This is a genomic window from Paenibacillus sp. Marseille-Q7038, assembly GCF_965111595.1.
Genome location: NZ_CBCOOM010000001.1, coordinates 1,952,310 through 1,976,083 on the forward strand (window position 1 = coordinate 1,952,310; position 23,774 = coordinate 1,976,083).

Here is a 23,774-nt window from a genome sequence, read left to right on the forward strand (position 1 = left end):
GAAATCCTTCAAATGCGAGGTGCTACCTATGTGCAAGCTGCTAATAGTGGAAGATGAATGGATCATTCGTACGGGACTTAGGCATTATTTTCCGTGGCAGGAATTAGGCGTAGACGACATTTATGAAGCAGAGAATGGAGCAGATGGATTACAACTTGCACTTGAAGTCAGGCCCGATCTCATCATCAGTGATATTCGGATGCCAGAGATGAACGGACTTGAAATGATTGAGCAGCTGCGTCCGCTTCTACCTGATACTTTCTTTATCATTCTAACGGGGTATAATGACTTCGATTATGCGAAACAGGCGATACGCCTCGGTCATATTCAGGATTATTTGCTGAAACCGCTGGAGTACGAGGAGAGCATGAAATCAGTTCAAAACACACTCCAGTTCATTCAAACGAAAAAAGAGGATGAGAAGGAACGATTAATGCGAGTGGAGGAACAAAACAAGTGGAATCAAAGTGTTCTTGTCAAGCAACTCTTAGAGACTTCCTATGATAATAAAGCACCAGACAACCTATTCTATCCTTCAGATCAAAACAAGTCTGATCATGCTATTTATATACCAATTGTCAGTACCCATATTGCTCCCTATGGAAGTCTTTCAGTACCTGACTTGAAGTGGTCTGGAGAAGTGTTGCAACTCATTGCGAATCATGTACCCACTGTCCCTATCTGCTTGGAGGATCATTCTTCTCCCCTTCTCTCTTACTTCCATCAGAACCGATTATACATGATCGTCTGTTGCCAACAAGAAAACCTAAATGATCTCAACCTCGCTCTAGCGCTGAATACGTTGAATCAAGGGCATGTAGATAAAACATATATATCTATCGGACATTCCTCTCCCTTCCTATTAGAGATGGGGAAACATCTTCATCATGCGGAGGAATTATTGTTAATGCGTTATTCAGAGCGTGAGACGTACTTTTTCTCTCCTAACTCAAATTCTTCTTATCCTAAGGTAGAGACTTCGACTTTCAGACTGGATGGAAAGGAAAAAGCACAGCTCATGACTACCCTTGAGCAGAAAGATACAACCTCGCTTCACGAGCTTATTCTAAGTTTCTCTCAACGTACTTACCAACTGAATGTAAAGGAAAATTCGCGTCAATGGCTCATTTTTCTTCAAGAACTCATAAGTTTAATCCTGCGTTATGCGGATCATCATCATCCTTCGTCCTCGGACATCTATAGTGAACAATTAATTAAACTAAGCTTTATAGAAGATTTCCAAACTTCCGAGCAGTTGTTTACCTGGCTAGCCGATTGGGCAGAGCAGATTATTTCTAATCCAGATCAGATCGATAACAGCAGCCTGCCTGATTCTAAAGATACCTATATTTTTTCAGAGATCGAAAAGTTTATTAAACAGCATTTGGATCATGATCTTTCGCTTCAGATGGTGGCAGAACGTTTTTTCTACAATCCTTCCTACTTGAGCCGACTATTCAAAACAAAGTTAAATAAAAACTATATGACTTACGTTACAGAACTTCGTATTAGATACGCCAAAGAATGTTTGAAAGACCCTAGTCTTCTTATCAGTGATGTTAGTCTGATGTGCGGATACAAAAGTTACAAACATTTTGTGAAAACATTTCGCAACATTACTCACATGACACCAACTCACTATCGCAAACGAATAGGGATGTGATTTTATTTGAAGCTGCTCACCCATTGGTTTAGCCAAATTCACTTCAAACGCGTAAATCAGCAAATTTTCGTCCTCATGATTTTAATCATCACCATTCCTCTTGCTGTTATGTCTTGGTTCATCTATTTATTTTCAGTCCAATCGATCAAGCATGAATATCAGAACAGCTCCAGTCTGATTCTAAACAATCTGTCCTTTAACATTGATCAATATTTGCAAAGTATCGAAAAAGGTACCCTGAATGCTCAGCTTGACAGCAGTCTTCAGGATGCCCTCTACAGGTGGCTGCAGCATCCGGAAGAGGACCAAAACTATCAATATCGAAATGTGATTGAGAAGTTTGTCAGCACCATCGAAATTACGATAAAGAATGTAGATAGTGTTCAGATTTATGCGGGGAATCGAGTCTTTTATTCAGCTGATTTTAATCGTTACAGTTACGTAGAAACAGACTTTCTAAGTAAGCCATGGTATCAGGAAATTCTAAATGGAAAAGGAAAAATCGTCCTCTTTGGCACACATACCCCTTTTCACCGATTCGGCGGAGAACAAGAACATTCGGTTATTTCCATTGGCAGAGTCATCAATATTACAGGTAGCAAACAACCGCTTGGCGTCATTCTTGTGGATCTCCGTCCAGATTCACTAAAGGAAATCCTCAGTCTCTCAGAAAATAGTAACCAAAGTTTTATCATTGTAGATGAAAAGGGAAGCACCGTATATGCATCTTCGAGAGATTATAAAGAGCGGAATGAAGCAGATGGGGAAGAAACTATGTTAGAGAAGTCGTTATTGGAACAAGTCACAAAACACGCTTCGGGAAACTTTTATGCTTCTGTGCAAGGAACTCCCTCTTATATTAATTTTGTTACTTCAGATTACTCTGGTTGGAAAGTCATTCAATATGTAGATGAGAAACAAATGACCGATAACGCGGAGTTCCTTCGTTTTATCCTGCTTGGATTTGCGGTATGTACCCTACTCGTAGCCTTGTTATTTCTTGCGATCCTTTCTGCTAGAGTAACGAAGCCTATCATCTTGTTAAGCAGACAAGTTCGTGCTGTTGGATCAGGGAATCTGAATATTCAGCTGAATACAAATCGTAGGGATGAGTTTGGTATTTTATATCGAGGGATCAGCAACATGGCGGAAGATTTGAAAAATAATCTTGAGAAAACATCTGAAATGCTGGCTCAGCAAAAATTAGCACAATACGGTGCATTAAAAAGCCAGATTAATCCTCATTTTCTCGCCAATGCACTTGAGTCGATTCAGATGAAAGCGGTGATTTCAGGACAACGGGATTTAGGGGAAATGGTAGGGCTGCTGGGAAGAATGTTCAGAGTACATATCCAGACTGGCAAAGAACTAGTGCCACTAGAAGAAGAACTTGCTCATACTCGTCTTTATATACAACTCCAGCAAATGCGTTTTGGAGATAAAATCAAGTATCGTGAAACCTGTGATCCTGCAGCTCTTCAGCTTCCTGTCGTTCATTTTTCACTTCAACCCTTGATTGAGAATGCGATTGTACATGGATTGGAGCGAAAAAAAGGAAACGGTTATTTGGAAGTGAGTGCCGAGGTCACTGATCAAATCATGCGTATTGAGATTAAAGATGATGGATCAGGAATTACTGAAGATCAGCTACTCGAGATTCAGAATAAACTTCATGACCCTACTAGCAACCTCGATATGGATCATATCGGAATCAAAAATGTTCATGACCGAATACAATATCATTTTGGCGATCGGTATGGTCTGCATATCGAAAGCAGTTCAGCAGGTACCAAAATCACTATTTTATATCCCTCTCACCACTCGCTAGATATTACCAAAGACATTGATTTGTAATAAGGAAACTTACCAATCAAAAAGAACCAGCAGTGCCGGTTCTTTTTTGATCTCTTTACCTATCGAGTTACTTACTTACCTCTGGAAAATAGCCAATATTCACTGCATAACGAATTAATTGGTGAATAAAGGATTCATCCGGTTCAGCACATACTACACCCGTACCTTCCAGATACTCTACTGTTTGTGGACAAGCATAACGATATGCAGAATTCTTCGCTCCATCCCCTTCGAGCTGTGCCATGGCCAGTTCAAGTCCTGCTTGATCTTTCGATTCTGCTGGATTCAGCAGCCAAGATTCAAACGCTGGGAGTGCAAGCAAGGTAATATCATAACCATAGTTATTAAAATGTTCTACCATCTGTTCATATGCAATCGTGACTGGGTTACAAATGTGGAATACCTTTCCGATGGTTTCCTGCTGAAGAGCCAAAGTGACAATTGATTCTCCTGCATAATTGATCGGAGTTAGATCGACTTCCCATCTTACATTTGGCGTTTTCTCTAACAGCAGCATCGCTTTCAGCATCCGGTAGAATGCGTTCTGATCAATATTTTTTTGAAAAACTCCTGTATCCGAATTGCAAGAAAGATTCCCTACACGATAGATACTTGTAGCAACGCCTTCTTCCTCACCATACTTCACAACAAGTTTTTCAGCTTCGAGCTTACTATTCGTATACACATTCTCGATATAGGAAGTTTCGTAGCCTGACCCCTGAACGATACCATCCCATTGACCGTTAAAAGCCAAATCTTCTGGTATACCGAGTGTAGATATAAAATGAAAACGGGTATCCGGTTTATTCTTCGCTAGTTTCAATAGTCGTCTCGTACTATCGATGTTTACATTTGCAAAATGTTCGGAATCTCCGAAATGTTTCACATCGGCTCCACAGTGTACAATCGAATCGACCAGTTTATCCACGAGCATCCGATCTGCTTCGCTGAAACCGAGGTTATCCTGCGAGAGATCACCTTCAATGACCACTACACGGTTTTTCATCACCTCTACGATGGAACTTCCGAAATATCCCTGCATAACATCTGCCAATCGATTCTGAGAAGACAACTCACGGGAAGGACGCACGAGACAATAAATAACTGCTTCTGATTTACGTAACAATTCATAGAGCAGATGAGAGCCTAAGTAACCTGTCGCACCCGTAAGTAAAATATTGTTTTGTTTAGACAGGTTATCTTTCCTCACTTCATCTGAACCAAAGGTAAGCGGATACTCAACCAAATCTTGTATCGGAAGATTAGTGATATCTTCATCATTGTGAAGTAAGTCTTCTCTACCCATCTCTTCTATTCTCTCTGACATTTTGGCGATGGTAGGATACACGAAGAAATCATTAATTTTAAGCTGCGGATAATGGGGTTTTAAAATCACCAGAATTTCCAGGATTTTTAAAGAATATCCCCCAATTTCGAAAAAGTCATCATGAATACCGATTCTTGTATGACCCAGCGCTTTCTGCCAAGCTTCGCTTACCTGTGTTTGTAATTCATTCACTGGAGTTTCATAATCCGTGTCCATAGCTTCCATCTGAATTTCATATAAAGCCAGTTTTTTTCGATCTATCTTTCTGGTTGGCGTTAATGGCATTTGCTCTACGTGACTAAAGTATTTAGGAACCATATAGCTTGGTACTTTTTTACTTAAAAATTGCACTAGCTCACTTTGAGAAATAGCCTGTCCATGATTTGTTGTATAAAAACCCACCAAAATCTTTGAACCATCCTCTTCTGGTCTTGCGATAACGGCAATATCTTTGACGAGATCATGTTTAGCCAGATTATCTTCAATCTCTCCAATTTCAACCCGGAATCCCCTGATTTTCAACTGGAAATCTTTTCTGCCTCTATACTCCACTTCACCGTTTGGCATAAGTCTAACAAGATCTCCTGTCCGATAAAATGTTTTTCCTGAACCTACGGTAATTGGGTCAGGTATAAACGCTTCCTTCGTTTTATCCGGTTGATGTAAATACCCTTTCGCAAGTCCAATCGAACTAATTAATAGTTCGCCAGTTACACATGTCGGGCAGAGATTGTTATTCGCATCTACCACATATAACTCATAGTTTGCGAGCGGCTTACCAATAGATACAGTAGAAATATGTTCTGGAAGTTCATAGTCAATCACATGCGCTGTTGCTACAGAAGTAATCTCAGTCGGTCCATAAAGATTCATAACAGGTACGGATAGTTTTTTCTGAAGCATACGTACCATTTCACCGGAGAGAGCCTCTCCTCCTACCGCAATACTCTTAATATTACGATAAACATGTGTTTCCTTCTCTCGTAAATGAGCAGCGAGCTGATTAAAGAAAACCGTAGGCAAAATAGCAAATCTCGTAGCTCCTGTTTGTTTTACCGCATCAGTAAAAGCATCTATGGAAAAGCGCTCTTCATCTGCTAGCAGATGGAGTCTAGAACCACTAGCAAGGGAACCGAACAAATCGTATACAGAAGCATCAAAGCTGAAAGTAGAATACTGTAAGATGATATCTTGTTCTGTTAGCTGAAGCTGGTCTTTTGTTGCTATCGCGAGATTCACAACACCCTTATGTGAAATAAGTGCTCCTTTTGGTTTACCGGTCGAACCGGACGTATAGATAATATAAGCTAAGTCATCTCCGTCCAAGTCTTTAGGAGTTATATTCGTATTTTCTGTAAATACCTCAAGACTCATTTCTGGGTACATAATTAATGGCTTTACTTCGAAATTGGACAATAACACAGCGAGTTTTGCCGTAAAATCATGCTGAGCTAGAATCAGTCTTGACTTCGTATCACTAATAATATAGGCATTTCGTTCATCCGGATGAGTCGGGTCAAGCGGAACGTAGGCTCCACCCGCTTTGATAATACCAAGAAGACTCACAATAGTAGAAAGTCCACGCTCCATAAAGATAGACACGAACTCACCTTTCTGCAGTCCATTTGAAAGCAACATATGAGCTAGATGACTAGATAAATGATCCAGTTCTTGATAAGTGACCTCTCGATCACCATAAGAAATTGCGGTTCGCTCAGGGTACTTCTCTACCGATGCAGCAAACATGGATGTAATCGTAAGAGCTGAAGACAGATCTTTTTTATTACTATTGAGCTCCTCGTAGGCAGCTACATCTTCAGGGGTAAGCATAGAAATTTGTTCAATCGGCATATTCATATCTTCAATTAGCTGATTGCACAGATACAGATAGTTGTTAATGAATTTGCAAATCGTTGATTCCTTATAAAGTTCCTCTGTATAAGTAATATGAAGCATCCCACGACCAGATGCCTGCTGACTAACAAACCAATGTAGATCGCTGTTCGGATAAACAAGATGTTCTCCGTAGAGTGTAGGGATGGCCACCGATTGTCCCAATAATTCTTCCAACTCTGTAAGTGTAAGATCCGTCTCCTCGATTGCTTTAAGCTTCATACCTACTTGTTCATACACTGTTTTAAAAGTTTCAGATCCACTGAGCACCATACGTAGCGGGAGAATACCGCCTTTGTTATCACTAACCCCAATCAGTAAATCCTTATCTCCACTCATTCTGTACAAAAAGACGATATAAGTTGAAAGCATCCAAGTCGTTATGTTGTACGACGAACGAAGCTGTTCAAGCCTTGGCATTTTCCCATCCAGTACAACATCCATTTCTTTCATTGTTCTGCCCGACATCATTGCCGGGTAGTCTGTGTACATATGAAATCCCGGCAAAGGAAGTTGTAACTCCTCAGTCCAATACGTAGCATCGTATTTTGTTAGTAGCATTGTATTCATATCAATCCACTCCTGCTCTATTTAACTTGTAATTCTTCAACTAATTCTTCTAGTCTGCCTGACACCTGATTCAGTTGTTCAGCTGATTCAAAGATCTGAGCAAAGGTAGCTTGTTGTTCCTGAGTACTCATTTGAATGCCGGTAGATACGGATGAATTTTTTTCAGCAAGTACAGCAAGTTGTTTAATAGCAGCCGTGATCTGTTCTGTCTCCGCTACCATTTCCTGCGTAGCTGCTGAGACTTCTTGAATTTGGCTCGTTACGGAATCTGTTGAAATTAATATTCCTTCAAATAACGAACCCGTTTCTTTTACTACACGAATGCCCGTCTCGACTTTCTCTTCTCCTTCACCGATTGCTTTCACCGCTAATTCTGTTTCATCTTGAATAAACTGAATTAACGTAGCAATCTGATCTGCAGACTTCTTGGATTCCTCAGATAATTTCTTCACTTCACCTGCTACTACGGCAAAACCTCGCCCTTCTTCGCCAGCACGGGCTGCTTCTATACTTGCATTTAAAGATAGTAGATTCGTTTGTGCAGCAATCTCGGTGATCACCTGTACGATCTGTCCAATCTCCTGAGAGCGACTCTGTAATTTCTCTATGATATTCACGGAATCTTTGACTGAATAATTAATAGAATTCATTTGTTCAATGACTTGCTCAATATTTTGATTACCTAATTCGGATTGCTCTTTCATATGTAAAGAAATTTCGGATAATTCTGTCGTATTTCCGGCGATCGTCGTTACACCTGTCGTAATTTCTTCTAGCGAGACCACACTTTCTGTGATCGAAGCACTTTGCATATCGGCACTATCAGACATTTCTTTCATATTCTTCGTGATTTCTAACGCGTTCTTGTTATTTAATTCTACAGTTGAAAACAAAATATTCGATTGCTCGGCAGATTGTTCCGACACCTTCTTAATCGTACTTACTAATTCATTCATATGATTAACTGTCATATTAAACTTCGTATTTACCTGACCAAATTCATCATCACTTGATGGTAATAGAACTGTAAAATCACCGTTACTTAGTTTTTCTAGGGCAACCTTTAAGTCACTGATCGGTCTAAACGTACGTTTCATCGTATAGTACTGTAGCGCCAGAACAATAATCAAAGTGATAAACAAAGCTATGAGTGTAGAAGTCAGCAATTTGATTTTACCTGCATGTATTAAGCTGGCATCTACATCAATTCCCATATAGGCAAACACTTCTCCGTTATTATCTAAAAATGGATGTAATACTGTAATCCATGTACCATAATCATCTTTATAAGCTTTCGTAAAGGAGATTTCCTTTGTTTTCAGCATTTCTTTCACAGTATCTGCGTGAACTTTGGGTTGTTGATATAAATCACCAAGCATCAAGTTTTCTTCTTTGAACATATCTAAAACTGCTGTTGGCAGAGCGATAATTGATGTTTTGTTGCCATCCTCAAGTTCCGGACCAAATATGTAACCTTGGGCAATATTAGGATGCGTAATGGCTAAATCATTAAAGATTTCCGTTACTTTCTGCTGTAAAGGGGAATTTGGATCTGGTGTTTCTTTTGCTGCTTCGGCATCTTCCTTTGATACCTGTTTTACTAGAGCTTCCATTGTCTTTCCTGAATCAGTCTGAAGCTGATTCGTCAGAACATTTCCCTGAATATAATAACTGTACCCAATCACTACGGCACCCGTTAGGATGATATAAAGACTTGTAAATATCATATTCCTCGTGACAATACTTTGGTTCTTAAAGATGGAATTCAACTTCTGTATAAAGCTGTTTTTTTCATTCATGTCTGATGTTTCTCCTCCCGATCAATCCTTGTGGTTTTTCAAAGAAAAAAATCTCTCACTCTACAGCGATTATTAATCCCCTGAAATTAATGTTAATAAAACCCAAAAATAGTTTTTCCCGTTTTTGCAGCTATGTAAATATTGCCTTCATGTAGGTCCTTATAACTAATCGGCTATTCGTTAAGGATTTTTTATACCTTTTTTGATTTATTCTCGTCAAGTTTTATTTCTCGGTTAAAAAAAAGGAGACTGTAATGGAATATAAATTTCCTGGATATTACAATTGTTACATTATTAATAATTAGTTTTCTTTTCCGCTTCTCTTTGTTTCCTTCACTAAAAACAATGGTAAAATTCCTTTAATTGGAATAACCTCTCTGTTATACTTATCTTGATATCCGTGAAGAACACACGGAATAACCACATGAAAGAAGGAGCGATTCCATGAACTTTTCATCTAACTTTTTTCGAAGGAAACCGTTATTAGCTGCTTTTCTGGTACTATTCCTCTTCTCAGGCTTACTCTTGCCCGCCGCACATGCAGATGTCTCCCCCTCTACTTCCGCTGACGCTATAAAAAATTTATCTCCCGAGACGGCTCAAGTTTTTCTGGATGAATTCTTTAATTCTCCTGAAGCTTTATCACACTATGTAGGCGCTTCCGTCACAATTGTTAAGGATGGCAAAGTGATTGCAGAAAAAGGGTATGGTTACTCTAATCTTCAAGATAAGACTCCCGTTGATCCGAAAAAAACAGCTTTTCGCATTGCTTCCGTATCAAAAACGTTCACTTCCATTGCGATCATGCAACTCGTCGAACAAGGAAAAATAGGTCTTAAGAATGATTTCCAAACTTATGTCCCTGGCCTTGATTTCGATAATCCCTATGATAAGCCCGTAACCATTGAAAACTTACTTACCCACACGACCGGTTTTGAAATACGCGATCCTAAGGCAGAAGATATACATACCGATTTTGACAAATACAGATCCATAGAGGACTACGTTCAAGAGCACATGCCTCCCGTTGTTCGTGAACCAGGCAGTTCCTATATGTATGATAATTTTGCTTCCCTGCTTCTAGGACTCGTTGTCCAGAATGTCAGCGATGAACCATTTGAATCCTATATGCAGAAGCATATATTTGAGCCTCTTGGTATGCAGAACAGTGACTTCATGCTGACAGACAAGTTCAAAAATCAACTCTCCATCGCTTATGATGCCGCTCATAATCCCATTGATCTGTACGCTCTTTCACCTGCACCTATGCCGCAAGGAGGCATGATGTCAACAGCAGAGGATATCGGCAAATTTATGATTACTTTCCTGAATGGAGGTACTGACGGTAAGAACCGTATACTGAATGAAGCTACCGTAACAAGTATGGAAACGTACCGTTCAGAAGTTCACCCCCTATTACCAGACACCACCTATGGATTTGAATCACCATTTCAGATCCCGGGAGCAGGAAGCAGTTCCAAAATTATAACCAAGGCAGGAGATCTCATTGGTTTCAGTTCTTATCTCTTCCTTATTCCAGAGCAAAATACAGGGGTCTTCCTTACTTACAACCAAGCCGGTGCTTTACGTAATTTATTCTATCCTGCATTTATTTCAACTTTCTTCCCAGAGTACGCAGAACCAGCCAAGTTCGATCATTATGAACCACAAACGGCAGATGAACTGCAGCGTTATGCAGGGCTCTATTCAGATCTCCGTCTGAAAACAATTGTAAGCAAACTATCAGATGCTGACGATCAGGCAGGAAAAATGGAGATATCCGATGCCTTTATTGGTTCTCGTACCTTAATACAAGTAGACGATCATTTATTCATGGATGAACTCAGCGGTCAATTCACTGGCTTTAAAGAGAATTCCGACGGAACTATTTATATGAAAGAACCTTATCTAAATCCTTTTGGATACGAGCAAAAAGGAGCTAAAGCAGCAGGATATAGAGACGTCCGTCCAGGAAGTACCTATGCTCCATTTATTTATGGAATGCAATCTCTTGGACATTATCCAAACGAGGCAAGTACCTATTTCCATCCTAAACATGCGCTGACCCGTGCAGAGTTTATCGAGCAAATCCTTGACCTTAGCGGTATCCCGCAAAGCAAAACTCCACCGAAAACAGACAGCGATTGGGCTACTCATTCTGCGGCCGGTTACATTCAGGCAGGTTTTGAGATAGGCATGATCGAGGGTGCAGATGAAAAGCTGTTCAAACCAGATCAGGTCATTACCCGCCAAGAGGCTGCCGTGATGATTTGGAGAATTTACAAACAACAATACCCAGATCACTTATTCAGTAGTGTAAAACTATCCGGAAATACAGATACTTGGGCCGTTCCTGCTGTACAAATGATGGTCGGACTAGGACTCTATGGTCCTGAGGTTAAATTACAAGGGAATGGTTCTGCCAATTACCAATCTACCAAACCACTTATCCGTCAAGAAGCAGCGGCTCTTATGTATAAATTGCTGACCCAGCCAACCGACCAGATCGTCGCTGGACTTGCTAAAGAGCAAGAAAATACACAAGTAGATAGTAAGGATACCAATTAAGATTAAATAAGAAACAGGCTTTCCCTTTAAGACGTTTTGTCTATTAGAGAGAAAGCCTGTTTCTTTTATTCTATATTCAGACTGAGGGCATCTCCCACTGTCTCTAAAATATTCCCATAGTATCGAATCCGTTCCACTCTAGTCGTTGGTTTTTCACTCTCCACAATTTCATAACTTCCCCCGAGTACAGCTAGTATGTTGCCTTCCTCTATAAGTTTTTCTCTTTTTCTATTGCTGCTAGGCAGCTCCAGACCTAATAACGCCGCTGCATTACCAATGGCTCTAAAAGAAGCGGCAATACGGATACTGCTAGACATGCCTTTAGCTTCGGCCACTAATGCAAATCCAATCGCTCTTAGAAACGTTCCTCGTTTTTCAAGTTTTTCTCTGACTACCTTTCTGATCTTCACTGTCTTCGTTGCTGCCAAAGCTGATAATATAGCTCCAATAGCAGCAGAACAAGTACCAATTACGTATAATCTGGAGGTTTCTCCTTCATTTGAGACGGAGGCGATCAGTGTGGTTCCCAAGGCCGCAATCCATAGACCTATACTTTCTATGCCCTGGGCCATTGTATTCTCCTCCCTCCCTCTACAAATAAGATATTTTATTATATGTATGAATAAGAGATTGGTCTTTACTTTACGAAAATTGGTTGCTTGTTCTAAGCACTTTGGCAGAAATGAGTTGTGTTTTGAATCGAACTATTATGTAAAACACTCATGAAAAATAGAAAGAAGCAGATGAATATGCTCAGCCGCTTCTTTCTATTTTTTTATATTTGGTGAACGATCTGCTTTTTCAATTAAATGAATGCCACAGCAATCAACATAGCAATCATCCCCGACAAGATAACGTAAAACAAGTTTGGTACTAAAGCTAGTCTGATGATCTGGCCTTCTTTACCAAGTACCCCAACGACCGCCGATACAGCGACTACATTACTAACGCAGATCATATTTCCCGCAGCGGCTCCGATCGCCTGTAGTGCAATGATCAGATCTGGGGCAAACCCATTCACGGTAGCTACATCAAATTGCAATGAACTAAACATCATATTGCTGAATGTTGCACTTCCTGACACAAACGCACCTAGTGTTCCTATGAATGGGGCAGCTATTGGCCACGCTCCTCCGAACACATCAGATGCAAGCTGTGCGAGTTCCGTTGGCATACTTTGTAATGCCGCACCCTCTATTCCAGAGTTCAGGAAGACCCGTACCATGGCTGTAGAGAATGCTAGTGCAATCGCGGTTCCTACCATGGAGCCTGCTGCTTCAGAGAAAGCCAGTTTCATTTTATTTCTTGGAATCTCATGAAGAACCACGGTAATGGCGACAACTAGCAAGAAGATGAATCCAGGAGAGTATAGAATTTGCCAATTCTGACTAATCCCTGTTCCGAGGATATCGCTCCATGAGATGCTTATCCCCTGCAACCACTGCTGTAATGGTTTAATGACTCGAGTCAAAACGAGCAATACGGCAATAAGAATATAGGGAACCCATGCCTTTGCCAGCGTTAACGTATGTCCCGATGCTTCCTGTTCCTCTTCTGCTTTTATCTCTTTCTTGACATACTCAGAAGGACCGAATTTGCACCAAGGTTCTCCTTTAGGCAGTAGAAATCCTTTTTGGGCAGCAAGAACAACAATGATTAGGCTGACTAATGCTCCCAGCAGAGCAGGGAACTCATAACCTACAAAAGTAGCAACAAGGGCTGCGGGAATGGTATAAGTTAGTCCTGCAAAGATCGCAAATGGAGCCATTTGAAATCCTTCTTTAAAGGACTTGTTTTTACCGAATACTCTTGTAATCATGAGAACTAAGATTAGAGGAATAAAGGTACCGATGAAGATATCGATCTGAGTTAGCCGCATCGCAATGGCTTGTAAGAACCCACTGATATCTATACCTTGCTCTGTCAAATAGTTCATAAATACAGGTGATGTTTCATCAAGACCCTGTCTTATTCCCACATTAAAGGTTGTTCCTACGGCTCCAAAAGCTACCGGCGTACTGTCTGCGATTAGTGCCACAACCACAGCTGCTATAGGAGGAAATCCTAGTGCTAACAGCAAAGGTGCAGCAATAGCAGCAGGCGTACCAAAACCCGCCGCTCCTTCAATAAATCCGCCAAAACACCAAGCAACAATAATAACTTGCACACGCATGTCAGCAGAAATATTCATAAATCCTTCCCTGATCACAGCAAGTGCGCCCCCATGGGTCAACGTATTCAGAAGCAAGATCGCCCCGAATATAATGAATAACACGGTAAGAGTAACAAATACACCCTCAAGTGTAGAGGCGGTAAGGTTAATCAGAGGCATATCCCATACAAAATAAGCTAGAACAGCAGTGACGACAAAGCTGAGCGGCATAGCAACGGTTGCAGGCATTCGCAAGATCACAAGAAAAACCAACACCGAAAGAATCGGCATAGCTGCCGTAATTAATTCAAGGAAATTCAAGTTAGTTACCCCTTTACTCGTTCTTAAAGTGTAGTAATAAATATTCCCTAAATTTCTCTTTCTAAGTCTTTTTTAGTTTCGAATGTTTTGCTGTTTTAATTTTTCGACTTCTACTTCAATTTGCTTCACATCGATCCGCTGAAAAAGCAACTCGATTTTCCTTAGTTCATGACCTGCAGATATCTCATTGTAATTCCAGTTATAGTCTAATTTGTCCAGGTTAAGAATATGTCTAATCTTTCTGCAAGCGAAAGGCAAGAAGGGATCTAGCAGGAGCGATAAATTCAAGATTACCTGTGAACATGTATAGAGGGTGGCTTCACAAGTAAGTCGATCTTCTTTCACCTGAATCCATGGTTTTTGTTCATCTACGTATTTATTACAAGATCGAATAAAGCTAAAAATGGACTCGAGTGCTTCCTTTAATTTTCCTTGTTTTATAAGTTCCCCACTGAAAATATACAGCTCTTTTATTGTTTGTTGAATACTGTCATCCATCCTCCCGTCTGGAATTGTATGATTGTACACTTTATCTATGAAAACAAGATTGCGGTGCACAAAATTGCCAAACGCTCCAAGGAGTTCACCATTATGACTATAAATAACTCTCTCCACGAAAAGTCGGTATCCCGATTCACCGGACCGTTTGCAATGAGAAAATACCGCACAGTATCTGGATCATAATGTTCTAGTAGATAGGGAACCCACACTGCCCAATTATTACTCGTTGAAAACTTCTTTCCTTCTAACGTTAAATACTCACTGGATAAGATATGATCTGGCAAATGTAAGTCTCCTGCGCCCAAAAGTAGAGCTGGCCATAAAAGGGTATGAAACGGAATGTTATCTTTTCCGTGGACATAATAAGATATCACTTCATTATCACTCCAAAAATCCTTCCATAGATCTGGAGCACCTTGTTCCTTAGCCCATTGTTTACTAGCTGATAAATAACCCATGATCGCCTCAATCCATACATAAATCTTCTTACCAGCACTGCCCTCGATCGGAACGTCAATACCAATATCCAAATCACGTGTAACCGCCCGGTCCTGTAGACCTTCCTTCAGATAACGAGCAGATAGTCGTATCGCATTCTCTCTCCATCCGCTTGCATGATCAACATAGGTTGCCAGTTGATTCTGAAAAGCTGATAAATCTAGAAAATAGTGCTCTGTTGTACCTGTCGTCGGTACTTCGTTACATAACTTGCATATTCGGTGATGAAGCTGGAGCGGATCTAGAATAGATGAACAGGTATCACATTGATCTCCCCTAGCAATATGCCCGCAATGCGGACAGTTACCTTCTACATAACGATCAGGCAAAAATCGTTCACATGAAGCACAATACACCTGTTCTATTGTTTTCTTATAAAGCACTCGCTTCGCTAATAGATCTAGAAACATAGACTGCACTACTTCTGCATGAAACGGATCGTCTGTCCTTGTGTAGAGATCGTAAGAGAAACCAAGCTTTGAAAAGCAGTCTATAAATTGTTCATGATAGCGATCTGCAATCGATCTGGCGGATATTCCCTCTTTTTTTGCTTGTAATGAGATCGGTGTTCCATGACAATCACTTCCGGATACATAGAGTACTTTGTCTCCCGTTAACCTATAGTAGCGTGCAATTACATCTCCTGAAAGTAACCCTGATACTCTTCCCAAATGCAGGGATCCATTCGCGTAGGGCCATGCCCCTCCAATAAATACATTCATCTTTCATTCCTCCTATAATCTAATGTGATCTACTCTCAAATAACGATGAAAACAAAAAAAGCCCCCGTCCCCAAAAGGACGAGAGCTTTGCTCACGTGTTTCCACCTTAATTCACCGCTTCCTCACGAAAAAACGGTCTCCATAAGTACGTCATCTTACGATTCATCATCATAAGTTGATTATACCCTGGCACGATAACGGGCGCACCCGGTGCAGCCTACCATCTTCCTGAATGGAAAAGTTCGGTGCACAGCTCAGAGACCATATTCGTTGGACGCTTCTTTACTCCTTTTCAGCTACCGGAGCTCTCTGTTCAAAGAAGATTGTCTTCCCTACTCTTTCTCATCATTGCTTTTTTACTGTTTTTACTATTATAACCATTTTATAGATAGATGCAACCAAAAAATTACGTTTGTCATGATCAGACTGATTTACTCAAGTGCATGACCTACTCCTTTATCTATTAACACGTTAGCGAGTCCTTCTAAATCAAGACCATCCACATGAAATGCCCTACGTACAAGCTGCGGAGAAACAAACTCATCATATTTACTGAGATAAGGGGCTTCATCTTCATCAAGGAGTGTACTTGCGTCCTTGTTGTTCTCAAGTTCCGAAAGAATTGCATTCCAGATCGCAGATTCATTTGTGTTCCCGGCAACGACCATATAATAGGGTTCCATCGGAACGAGAGAACGAAGTTCAAGCCGTCCAGCCAGGTTATGCTTCAGCATCCGTTCTAGCGTACGAAACTGCTTACTGCCCGCCCACGGTAAAATAAAGAACGAGTCTCCTCCTGCAGGAATGACGACACTTTTCAGAAGTCCACTTTCTCTCGCGAGTCTTCTCGCACGCTCAAGTCGATTCGCTGCGCTCGGCGTAAGGTAAGGATATATATCACTGGATGCAAGAACCTCACGCATTTTCTGTATCACAAGTGTATGAATATCCCCACCGGCACCGAGCCAAAGCGTATCCACCTTGCCTTTAGCTGACTTTACATATAACGCCTTATGCTTCGTATCTACTTCTTCTACTTTCCACAGCTTTCCTGCAAGCGAGAAGCAATACCCTGGCGGGGGAACGGTGGTAATCGAGCCAATCTCTTCTGAACCGTTATATACCGTATGCTCTTCATCATCTTTAAACACGGCATAGAATCGGTAGTTATTCACAATTTTCTCTCCGCCTAGACCAATGATGAGTGTCCCTTCCTCTGTACGCTGGATATGATCGATGTCTAGCAGATATTGCAGAAACGTTTTATATTCAGCAGGTTCAATCTGTCGAAACGAAGGAAGCGTAAGCACCGATCTAGCCAGTTCTGCCGGCTCTGCCTCTCCCATGCTTTTAAGTGTACTCATCGTTTGGTGATAGAGTACACCGATTGGTTTTTTACGAATGTAGACAGGCTCGACCCATTTGTGTCTTACGTATAACTCCGTTACTGCGATCGCACGAAGCAGTGTCCACGGCATCCGGGCCGGAAGTTCAGCTTGTTCGTCCTCTTCTTCCGGACACAGAAACAACATCTCAGATGCCTGATCTCCCCGTCGTCCGGATCGTCCAAGCCGCTGGACAAAGCTTGAACAGCTATACGGCGCACCTAACTGAATAACGCGTTCCAGTTCGCCGAGGTCAATGCCGAGCTCAAGCGTTAACGTAGCTGCAGCGACAGCTGGACCTTGCCCTGTACGAAGCGCTGTTTCTGTCTCTTCCCGCAGCATCGCTGAGATACTCCCATGGTGAACATGGAACACATCCCGCTGTTGTCTCTTTGCAGCAATTCGTCTCAGTTCAAGCGTAGTTAGTTCTGCATCGGACCGGCTGTTCGTAAATACAAGCGCCTTTTTTAGATGTGTTACATCATATATATAATCATAATAGGCTTTCTTAGCCAGTTCTAATTGTTCAGCCTGCTTCTCGTCTCTCGCATCCGGGAATGAAAAATGATCTATCGAGATTCGCAGTTTACGTCTTCCTTGTGGTGATACCACCTCAACCGCCTGAGGGGTACCTGCTCCAAGCCATCCTGCTGCTGCATCGTAATCACTCAGTGTCGCAGATAAACCGATTCTTCTTGGATTGCTACCCGCCATTCGCTGAATACGGGTTAACTGTGATATCACCTGCATTCCTCGATCTGCACCCATAAATGCATGAACTTCATCAATAATAATGTACCTGAGGTCATGGAACAGTGCAGGAATAGCATTCGGACGATTCATCAACAGTCCTTCTAATGACTCAGGCGTAATCTGGAGCACGCCCGATGGTTTTTGCATCAGTTTCGTTTTCTCTGTTTGACTGACATCTCCATGCCAGTGCCATACAGCAACTTGTCCTTCTTTGAGCAGATCACTAACCCGTTCAAACTGATCGTTAATGAGTGCCTTAAGCGGACCAATGTATAGAACTCCCACCGATTCTGATGGATCATTATATAACTCCGTTAATGCAGGAAAAAAAGCAGCTTCCGTCTTCCCCGAAGCTGTTCCGGATGCGATAAGCAGGTGGTGATCTGTATCAAAAAGGACACGGCATGCTTCCACTTGCGCTTCACGCAGTGTGTCCCATTTCTTTTTGTAAATAAATTCTTGAATGAACGGTGCCAGTCTTCCAAACGGCCCACTGCTCATAGTTCAAACTCCGAGAATAAATCATCCAGATCGTCCTTGTTCATAGACGGATTTCCTTTTTGGGTGCGGCCAGATAAAGCTTCTTTCTCACCAAGCAAACCTTCAAAAGTCGCTTCTGGATGCTGATGCAAAGTATGAAGAAGATCCATAAAGTCTCTGACCACTTCCCGTGTCGTCAGCATTTCTTCTGCTCCTAGTCGTCCTACCGCGGCTTGCATAAAAGTAATCAACTGTTCATCGCTTAGCTGTGCTTCATATCCAAAATGCATTGCGTGTATATCCCGCAGTTTCTGCAGTAAGATGAGAATCTCTTCATGAGATAACAAGTCCAACTTCAAAATGGGTGATGTATAGGTTTTGAGCGCACCTCCGCCATAGCGTCCATCAATCAGTCTTGAGCGAAGGGCATCATAACTAAAAAGACCCCTTCGTTCATCTTCCACAAATTGCGGAGTCCCGCCCATATAGATTCCCAAGTGATCTGCTTTTCCTTGCATCGTATCGTTAAACATCATTAGCAGTTTCTCATAGTTACTTTGCCGGGATATCGTATTTGTTATCTTATAGAGATTAACCCCTTCATCGATGAATAAAAGCAATCCTTTATAACCTATTTTTGCAGCAAATTCAGACCATAGTTTCATATAGTCATACCAATTGTCATCATCGATAATTACGCCAACACCAAGCTCCTTGCGTGCTTCCGTCTTCGTAGGCACTTCACCCCGAAGCCATCTCAGCGCGGCTGCTTTGCGGTCCTCGTCTGCAAGTTTATAACCAGACCAATAAGCGGCAAGAACTTTAGCAAAATCAAACCCATGCACGAGGTTCTGCATGTCACTTGTTACCGCGTAAATCTTCATTTCAACTGCTTCGTTCATTGCCGGATCATCTGGGCGCAGACCACTGCTCATCATGACTTCCTGCTGAAGAGCAGCAATCCATTTTTGCAGCATAATCTCTAGTGCACCGCCATCAGGTCTTGTCTTCGTAGATAAATGCATCATCAGTTCACGATAGGTTGCGAGCCCCTGACCTTTCGTTCCCACAAGGCGGCGTTCCGGTGATAAATCGGCATCGGCTACTACAAAATCACGATCCATCGCATATCCCCGGATCATTTGCAGCAAAAAGCTTTTCCCACTCCCGTATCGTCCAGTTATAAGCCGAAAAGCAGCCCCGCCTTCTGCAATGTTATCCATATCTCTCAGGATCGATTCAACCTCTGGTTTACGTCCAACCGCGATATGTTCTAGGCCTACTCTTGGCACGACCCCTGCTGTTAAAGAATTGACGAGCGCTGTCGTTAGTCTTTTTGGTATTTTCAGTTGTTTCATGAAGCCGTTCACCTCTATTCATCCGTATATCTCAAAGTTCCTAATATTTCTATATATTCTTCCGTAATTTCTTCTCCATCAATCAAAATATCACCTATCATATCCATCGATATCTCATTAATTTCTTCAATGAGTAATTCAGGCATGGATCCCGCCTTAGTAGCGATCTTTTGCAGCTCAGCAGACCCTTTTTGATCTCTAAGGATATAAAGAACCTCCAGTTGAGAAGAGCTTAAACGCTCAGCCAGTTCCTTCCATTCTTCATCCAAATTGTCTGTATACCAAACCAGATGTGATTGTTCCCGTTTACCTTCTTCACCTGTATCAGGGGAAGGTATGTCTACCTTAGTAGTTTCTATATCAGGAGAATGATCTTCCTCTACAGATTGAGGGCTATATAGGGCAGAATCGTCAAAGTTCATCTCCGTTTGGATCGTTTGCCGTTTGCCTGGAATCGATTTATCTTGCCTTGTTGGCATATCAACATTACTTACTTCTTTTGCAGAATTTTCTACAGTCTCATAATCGATCATCAGCATGTCCCGAACTTCTTCCGATTCTTGCTGTAAACGTCTTAATTTCTTCGCGTTAATGGTCACCGCAGGAGGTGCCTTCTTTACCTCTTGCACTTCACGTTCTTTTATTTCTCTTCTCAGGTAACGGGTTACCAGCTCTTCCACCTCGGATTCTAATTTCACTCCGCGAAGCCGACCTTTAAACCCCATAAATTCACGAAGCTTATTCTCCGTATAACGCACCAGCTGTGTTAAGTAATCACGAAACGGAGGATGGTCACTGATGGGGAACACCCTAACTTCAGCGTGTTTCCCATAGAAATCAGGATCATACACTGCACTGCGGAATAAAATTCTCTTTCTTGTCACTTCTTCTGGCCAAAAACGATGGATTAGACGGAGCCCGTGCTTTTTCAACCAGTACCGATCAACTAAAGCGATCACCTTCGGAGCATAAGTTTTCATCTCTTTACGTCCTTGTTCTTTGAAGAATCGGCTCTGTTCCGCATCATAATTTAATAACATAGAAAGCATATCCCAAGGTAAATCTAAAGGATCTGAAGTAAATCTGCGCATCCATTCGCGTTCCTTTAATTCATCAGACAGTTTACGCGGGATTTTCTCCATGAGCTCTTTATATGGCATTTCAAGTCCGTGTACTAAACAAAAATCATATATCCATTCTCGCATGTACGTATCAATCTTCTTCTCGCGTTCTCCATAACCAAACCAGACTTCGTCCAGTAAGGCGAGTCCTTCCTCGGGAGCAGTCCATCCTACACCATGGATCAGTTCATAGATATAGAGGAACAAATAGGACAGATCTGTATCTGGATATCTGCCTTGTTTTACTTCCTTACGCCAATAAAAATACCATTTCTTCTGGGCTGAACTCATCTGTTCATAGGTTGGCCAGTAGGCTCGATAAGAGACAAATGGCGCTTCCGAACAAACGACAGATTCGAATTCTCTTGCCTGCTTCACAAAGGTTTGCTCGCGTGTAAGAAACATGAACTGCTTTTCCCAATCCGCATCTCGTTCAAACGTTTGTGGAGACACGACAAGGTTCCCTTTTCGTTTCAAGGTATCTTCTGGCATCATGATTGGTTTCACTTTATCTATATCAAAAGCAGGATCCACATTCCTGTTATATAAGGGAGCCGGAGTATTGTTTCTCTTTCCTTGCTTACTTGAGAAGACGTCTTCACTGCTCTCCTCATTCCAATGGTTCCAGTCGTCCACCTGCATATCATCTAGAAATTCAAGCCCGTCCCATTCAGCGTCAATAGGCACATAAGTAAGATCCTGAACTTCTTCCTCAGGTTCTGACCGAGCACCGGAAAAATCTTCTCTTCTCGGAATGTCTGCTTCTTTCTCTTCATCCATCCATTCGTATTCCGCAAAGCGAATCTCATTCTTCTTATGAATGGATTGTTTCGGGATAGATTTCCCTTCATTTGCTCTTCGCTGATTCCTATTCTGATTATCATCCATAAAGGCTATACCTCCATCACGATTACATTATAACAAATCACTTCCTATCAAAGGAGGGTTAAACTGCATTTATTGTTTAACATTAAGAAAGCTACTTAAGCCCAGTTACATTCTTTGTGTGGTTTTATTATACATTTGAACAAAGCGATTCTCGCCATCGGAGAAGAAGAAAAGGTAGCCGTAGGAATCATATTTTTCCTGCGATATATAGAAAGAACTAGTCCTATAGCTGATAAGTCAATCCACTGATTCGTTCCTCCATATCCGATGAAAGGTAATTCCATGCCTACAAACGGCAAGAATCCAAAAGACATAAGTATGGGCCAAGAAAATCTGATCGTGAAAAATAATAACACAACAAAAATGAGTTGCTTGCCGTATGATTCTTTGACTTGAAATAGTAACTGCATGATATAGCCAAGGAACAACCCAATCAAAACAATGGTGATAAGGCCAAAAATCCAGCCAAGACAATAGATCAGATAAGGAAATAAAGAATCACTTTGTACATAAGAAAGACCGGGATTGCTTGAAGCAAATCCTTGCCCGAACCATCCTGCCGATTGGATTGCTTCCATCGATGTTATTTGAAGATAGGCTTGATCCCCTACCGGTCGAATAAATGTCATGAATCTTTCCTTAATCGTACTGAAATGCGGCAATGTATAATACAACATAGCTACAGTCGGAATCATGGTGACTATGGCAAACTGTTTTACATTTCTCTTGGTGAGCCACATCAACATCACATACCCAGCTATGTAAATCATACCGTATAGTACAGAATTGCCTACGTAAGTGAGGATTAATAGAGGGAAAACTCCTCGATAAAAAGTCTGCAGGATTGTATGGGTCCAGTTCATTTCTTTTATCTGCTTCATTCCAGCAAATGCTAACAAAAACAATATAACAGAGACATATAACATATTTATAGGAAATGGACCTAGTGCTACATAACCCTTAACACCGTTAATCATAGAACTATTCATCAGGATAAATGTATTCATAAATAACAGAAGGAAGAAAAGATTGTTCGAATATTTCTGAAGCTTCTGATAGTCAAAAAAATAAAAACTTGCTAGAAATACGATTCCAATTGCCATTTGCAATGCTTTTCTAGCCGTCAGATCAGGAATCAGAGATGAACCTGATAATTCAAGGCATACAGCCCCAACAATTCCAATCAAAGATATAATCGTAAGAAGTAGAGCGATCCTCCAATTGAGTACTGGCTTATGAGTTTCATTCATGCTTCGGCCTATCACATCTGGAGCTCCCATTTCTTCGATTGCCATATGCACTGAGGTTTCTTTCGAGCTACCTCGCAACTGTAATTCCTCCATCCGATCCTCGATATGATTCGTCAGTTCTTCTCGGATTTCAGGGTGCATCTTTTTCACCTTAATATGACGGCATACTTGATCCAAAAATTGCTGAATCACTTCATTCTCTTCACTGTTCTGCACGTTATCCTCTCTCCCCTATTACCGTATCGACTGCTGTACGAAACCGAATCCACTCATTCTTCTTTTCCTGAAGTTTTCTCTTTCCTTCATCCGTGATCTGATAATATTTTCGTTTGCGTCCATCCTGCTGACTCCAGTAAGCGTTAAGCAAACCTTCTGACTCTAAATTATGTAGAATGGGATATAAAGTCCCTTCTTTCATCGCAAACACTTCATCCGACTTGTTTTCAATTTCTTTGATCAACTCATATCCATACATCTCTCGTTCATTTAACACAGTGAGCAGCAAAATTACTGTACTCCCCTTAAGGAGCTCCTTATTCACAGACATCTTTACATCCCCCTTCAATACCTCGTATATCTATGCATTGTTAATCTATGTATATAATATACCGAATTTTTCCTATAAACAAGAATAAATACCCAGTTATTCAATATTATAAATAAAAAAAAGC

At 41.2% G+C, this 23,774-nt stretch carries 12 protein-coding genes, 1 pseudogene and 1 other annotated feature; of the genes and pseudogenes, 3 read left to right on the forward strand and 10 right to left on the reverse strand.

Annotated features, from left to right (window positions below):
* The first annotated feature begins 28 nt into the window (after nucleotides 1–28).
* Nucleotides 29–1,663: a response regulator transcription factor gene (locus ACWPWY_RS09280; protein ID WP_454191428.1), complete on the forward strand. Its 1,635-nt coding sequence runs from the start codon at nucleotides 29–31 to the stop codon at nucleotides 1,661–1,663.
* A 6-nt stretch (nucleotides 1,664–1,669) separates the two neighbouring features.
* On the forward strand, nucleotides 1,670–3,517 hold the full coding sequence (locus ACWPWY_RS09285) for a cache domain-containing sensor histidine kinase (protein WP_454191429.1): 1,848 nt from the start codon (nucleotides 1,670–1,672) through the stop codon (nucleotides 3,515–3,517).
* Between the two features lie 67 nt (nucleotides 3,518–3,584).
* On the opposite strand, the gene ACWPWY_RS09290 is transcribed toward ACWPWY_RS09285, so the two are convergent.
* On the reverse strand, nucleotides 3,585–7,307 hold the full coding sequence (locus ACWPWY_RS09290) for a non-ribosomal peptide synthetase family protein (RefSeq protein WP_454191430.1): 3,723 nt from the start codon (nucleotides 7,305–7,307) through the stop codon (nucleotides 3,585–3,587).
* Nucleotides 7,308–7,324: 17 nt separating this feature from the next.
* Nucleotides 7,325–9,106: a methyl-accepting chemotaxis protein gene (locus ACWPWY_RS09295; protein ID WP_454191431.1), complete on the reverse strand. Its 1,782-nt coding sequence runs from the start codon at nucleotides 9,104–9,106 to the stop codon at nucleotides 7,325–7,327.
* A 444-nt stretch (nucleotides 9,107–9,550) separates the two neighbouring features.
* Here ACWPWY_RS09295 and ACWPWY_RS09300 point away from each other — a divergent pair, with 444 nt between their 5' ends.
* Nucleotides 9,551–11,674: a serine hydrolase gene (locus tag ACWPWY_RS09300; RefSeq protein ID WP_454191432.1), complete on the forward strand. Its 2,124-nt coding sequence runs from the start codon at nucleotides 9,551–9,553 to the stop codon at nucleotides 11,672–11,674.
* A gap of 65 nt (nucleotides 11,675–11,739) precedes the next feature.
* Here the strand turns inward: ACWPWY_RS09300 and ACWPWY_RS09305 are convergent, their stop codons facing one another.
* The 8 genes and pseudogenes from ACWPWY_RS09305 to ACWPWY_RS09340 all read right to left on the reverse strand — a co-directional run bounded on the left by ACWPWY_RS09305 (nucleotide 11,740) and on the right by ACWPWY_RS09340 (nucleotide 23,650).
* On the reverse strand, nucleotides 11,740–12,246 hold the full coding sequence (locus tag ACWPWY_RS09305; protein ID WP_454191433.1) for a DUF6944 family repetitive protein: 507 nt from the start codon (nucleotides 12,244–12,246) through the stop codon (nucleotides 11,740–11,742).
* A 233-nt stretch (nucleotides 12,247–12,479) separates the two neighbouring features.
* A complete protein-coding gene (locus tag ACWPWY_RS09310) occupies nucleotides 12,480–14,147 on the reverse strand; it encodes an L-lactate permease (RefSeq protein WP_454191434.1) in 1,668 nt (555 codons plus the stop codon).
* A gap of 72 nt (nucleotides 14,148–14,219) precedes the next feature.
* A pseudogene (gene metG, locus ACWPWY_RS09315) lies at nucleotides 14,220–15,868 on the reverse strand (methionine--tRNA ligase).
* Between the two features lie 71 nt (nucleotides 15,869–15,939).
* Nucleotides 15,940–16,226, reverse strand: a binding site (T-box leader).
* Between the two features lie 73 nt (nucleotides 16,227–16,299).
* Nucleotides 16,300–18,507 (reverse strand): DEAD/DEAH box helicase, encoded by a 2,208-nt coding sequence (locus tag ACWPWY_RS09320; protein WP_454191435.1) that lies wholly within the window; start codon nucleotides 18,505–18,507, stop codon nucleotides 16,300–16,302.
* Nucleotides 18,504–19,844, reverse strand: a complete 1,341-nt coding sequence (locus ACWPWY_RS09325) for an ATP-binding protein (protein WP_454191436.1) — start codon at nucleotides 19,842–19,844, stop codon at nucleotides 18,504–18,506. The genes ACWPWY_RS09320 and ACWPWY_RS09325 overlap by 4 nt, the downstream gene beginning before the upstream one ends.
* A 14-nt stretch (nucleotides 19,845–19,858) precedes the next feature.
* Complete coding sequence (locus ACWPWY_RS09330; protein WP_454191437.1) at nucleotides 19,859–21,853, reverse strand: TerB N-terminal domain-containing protein; 1,995 nt, start codon at nucleotides 21,851–21,853, stop codon at nucleotides 19,859–19,861.
* A gap of 95 nt (nucleotides 21,854–21,948) precedes the next feature.
* Nucleotides 21,949–23,319 (reverse strand): FtsW/RodA/SpoVE family cell cycle protein, encoded by a 1,371-nt coding sequence (locus tag ACWPWY_RS09335; RefSeq protein WP_454191438.1) that lies wholly within the window; start codon nucleotides 23,317–23,319, stop codon nucleotides 21,949–21,951.
* A 1-nt stretch (nucleotide 23,320) separates the two neighbouring features.
* Nucleotides 23,321–23,650: a PadR family transcriptional regulator gene (locus ACWPWY_RS09340; protein ID WP_454191439.1), complete on the reverse strand. Its 330-nt coding sequence runs from the start codon at nucleotides 23,648–23,650 to the stop codon at nucleotides 23,321–23,323.
* Nucleotides 23,651–23,774: the final 124 nt, after the last annotated feature.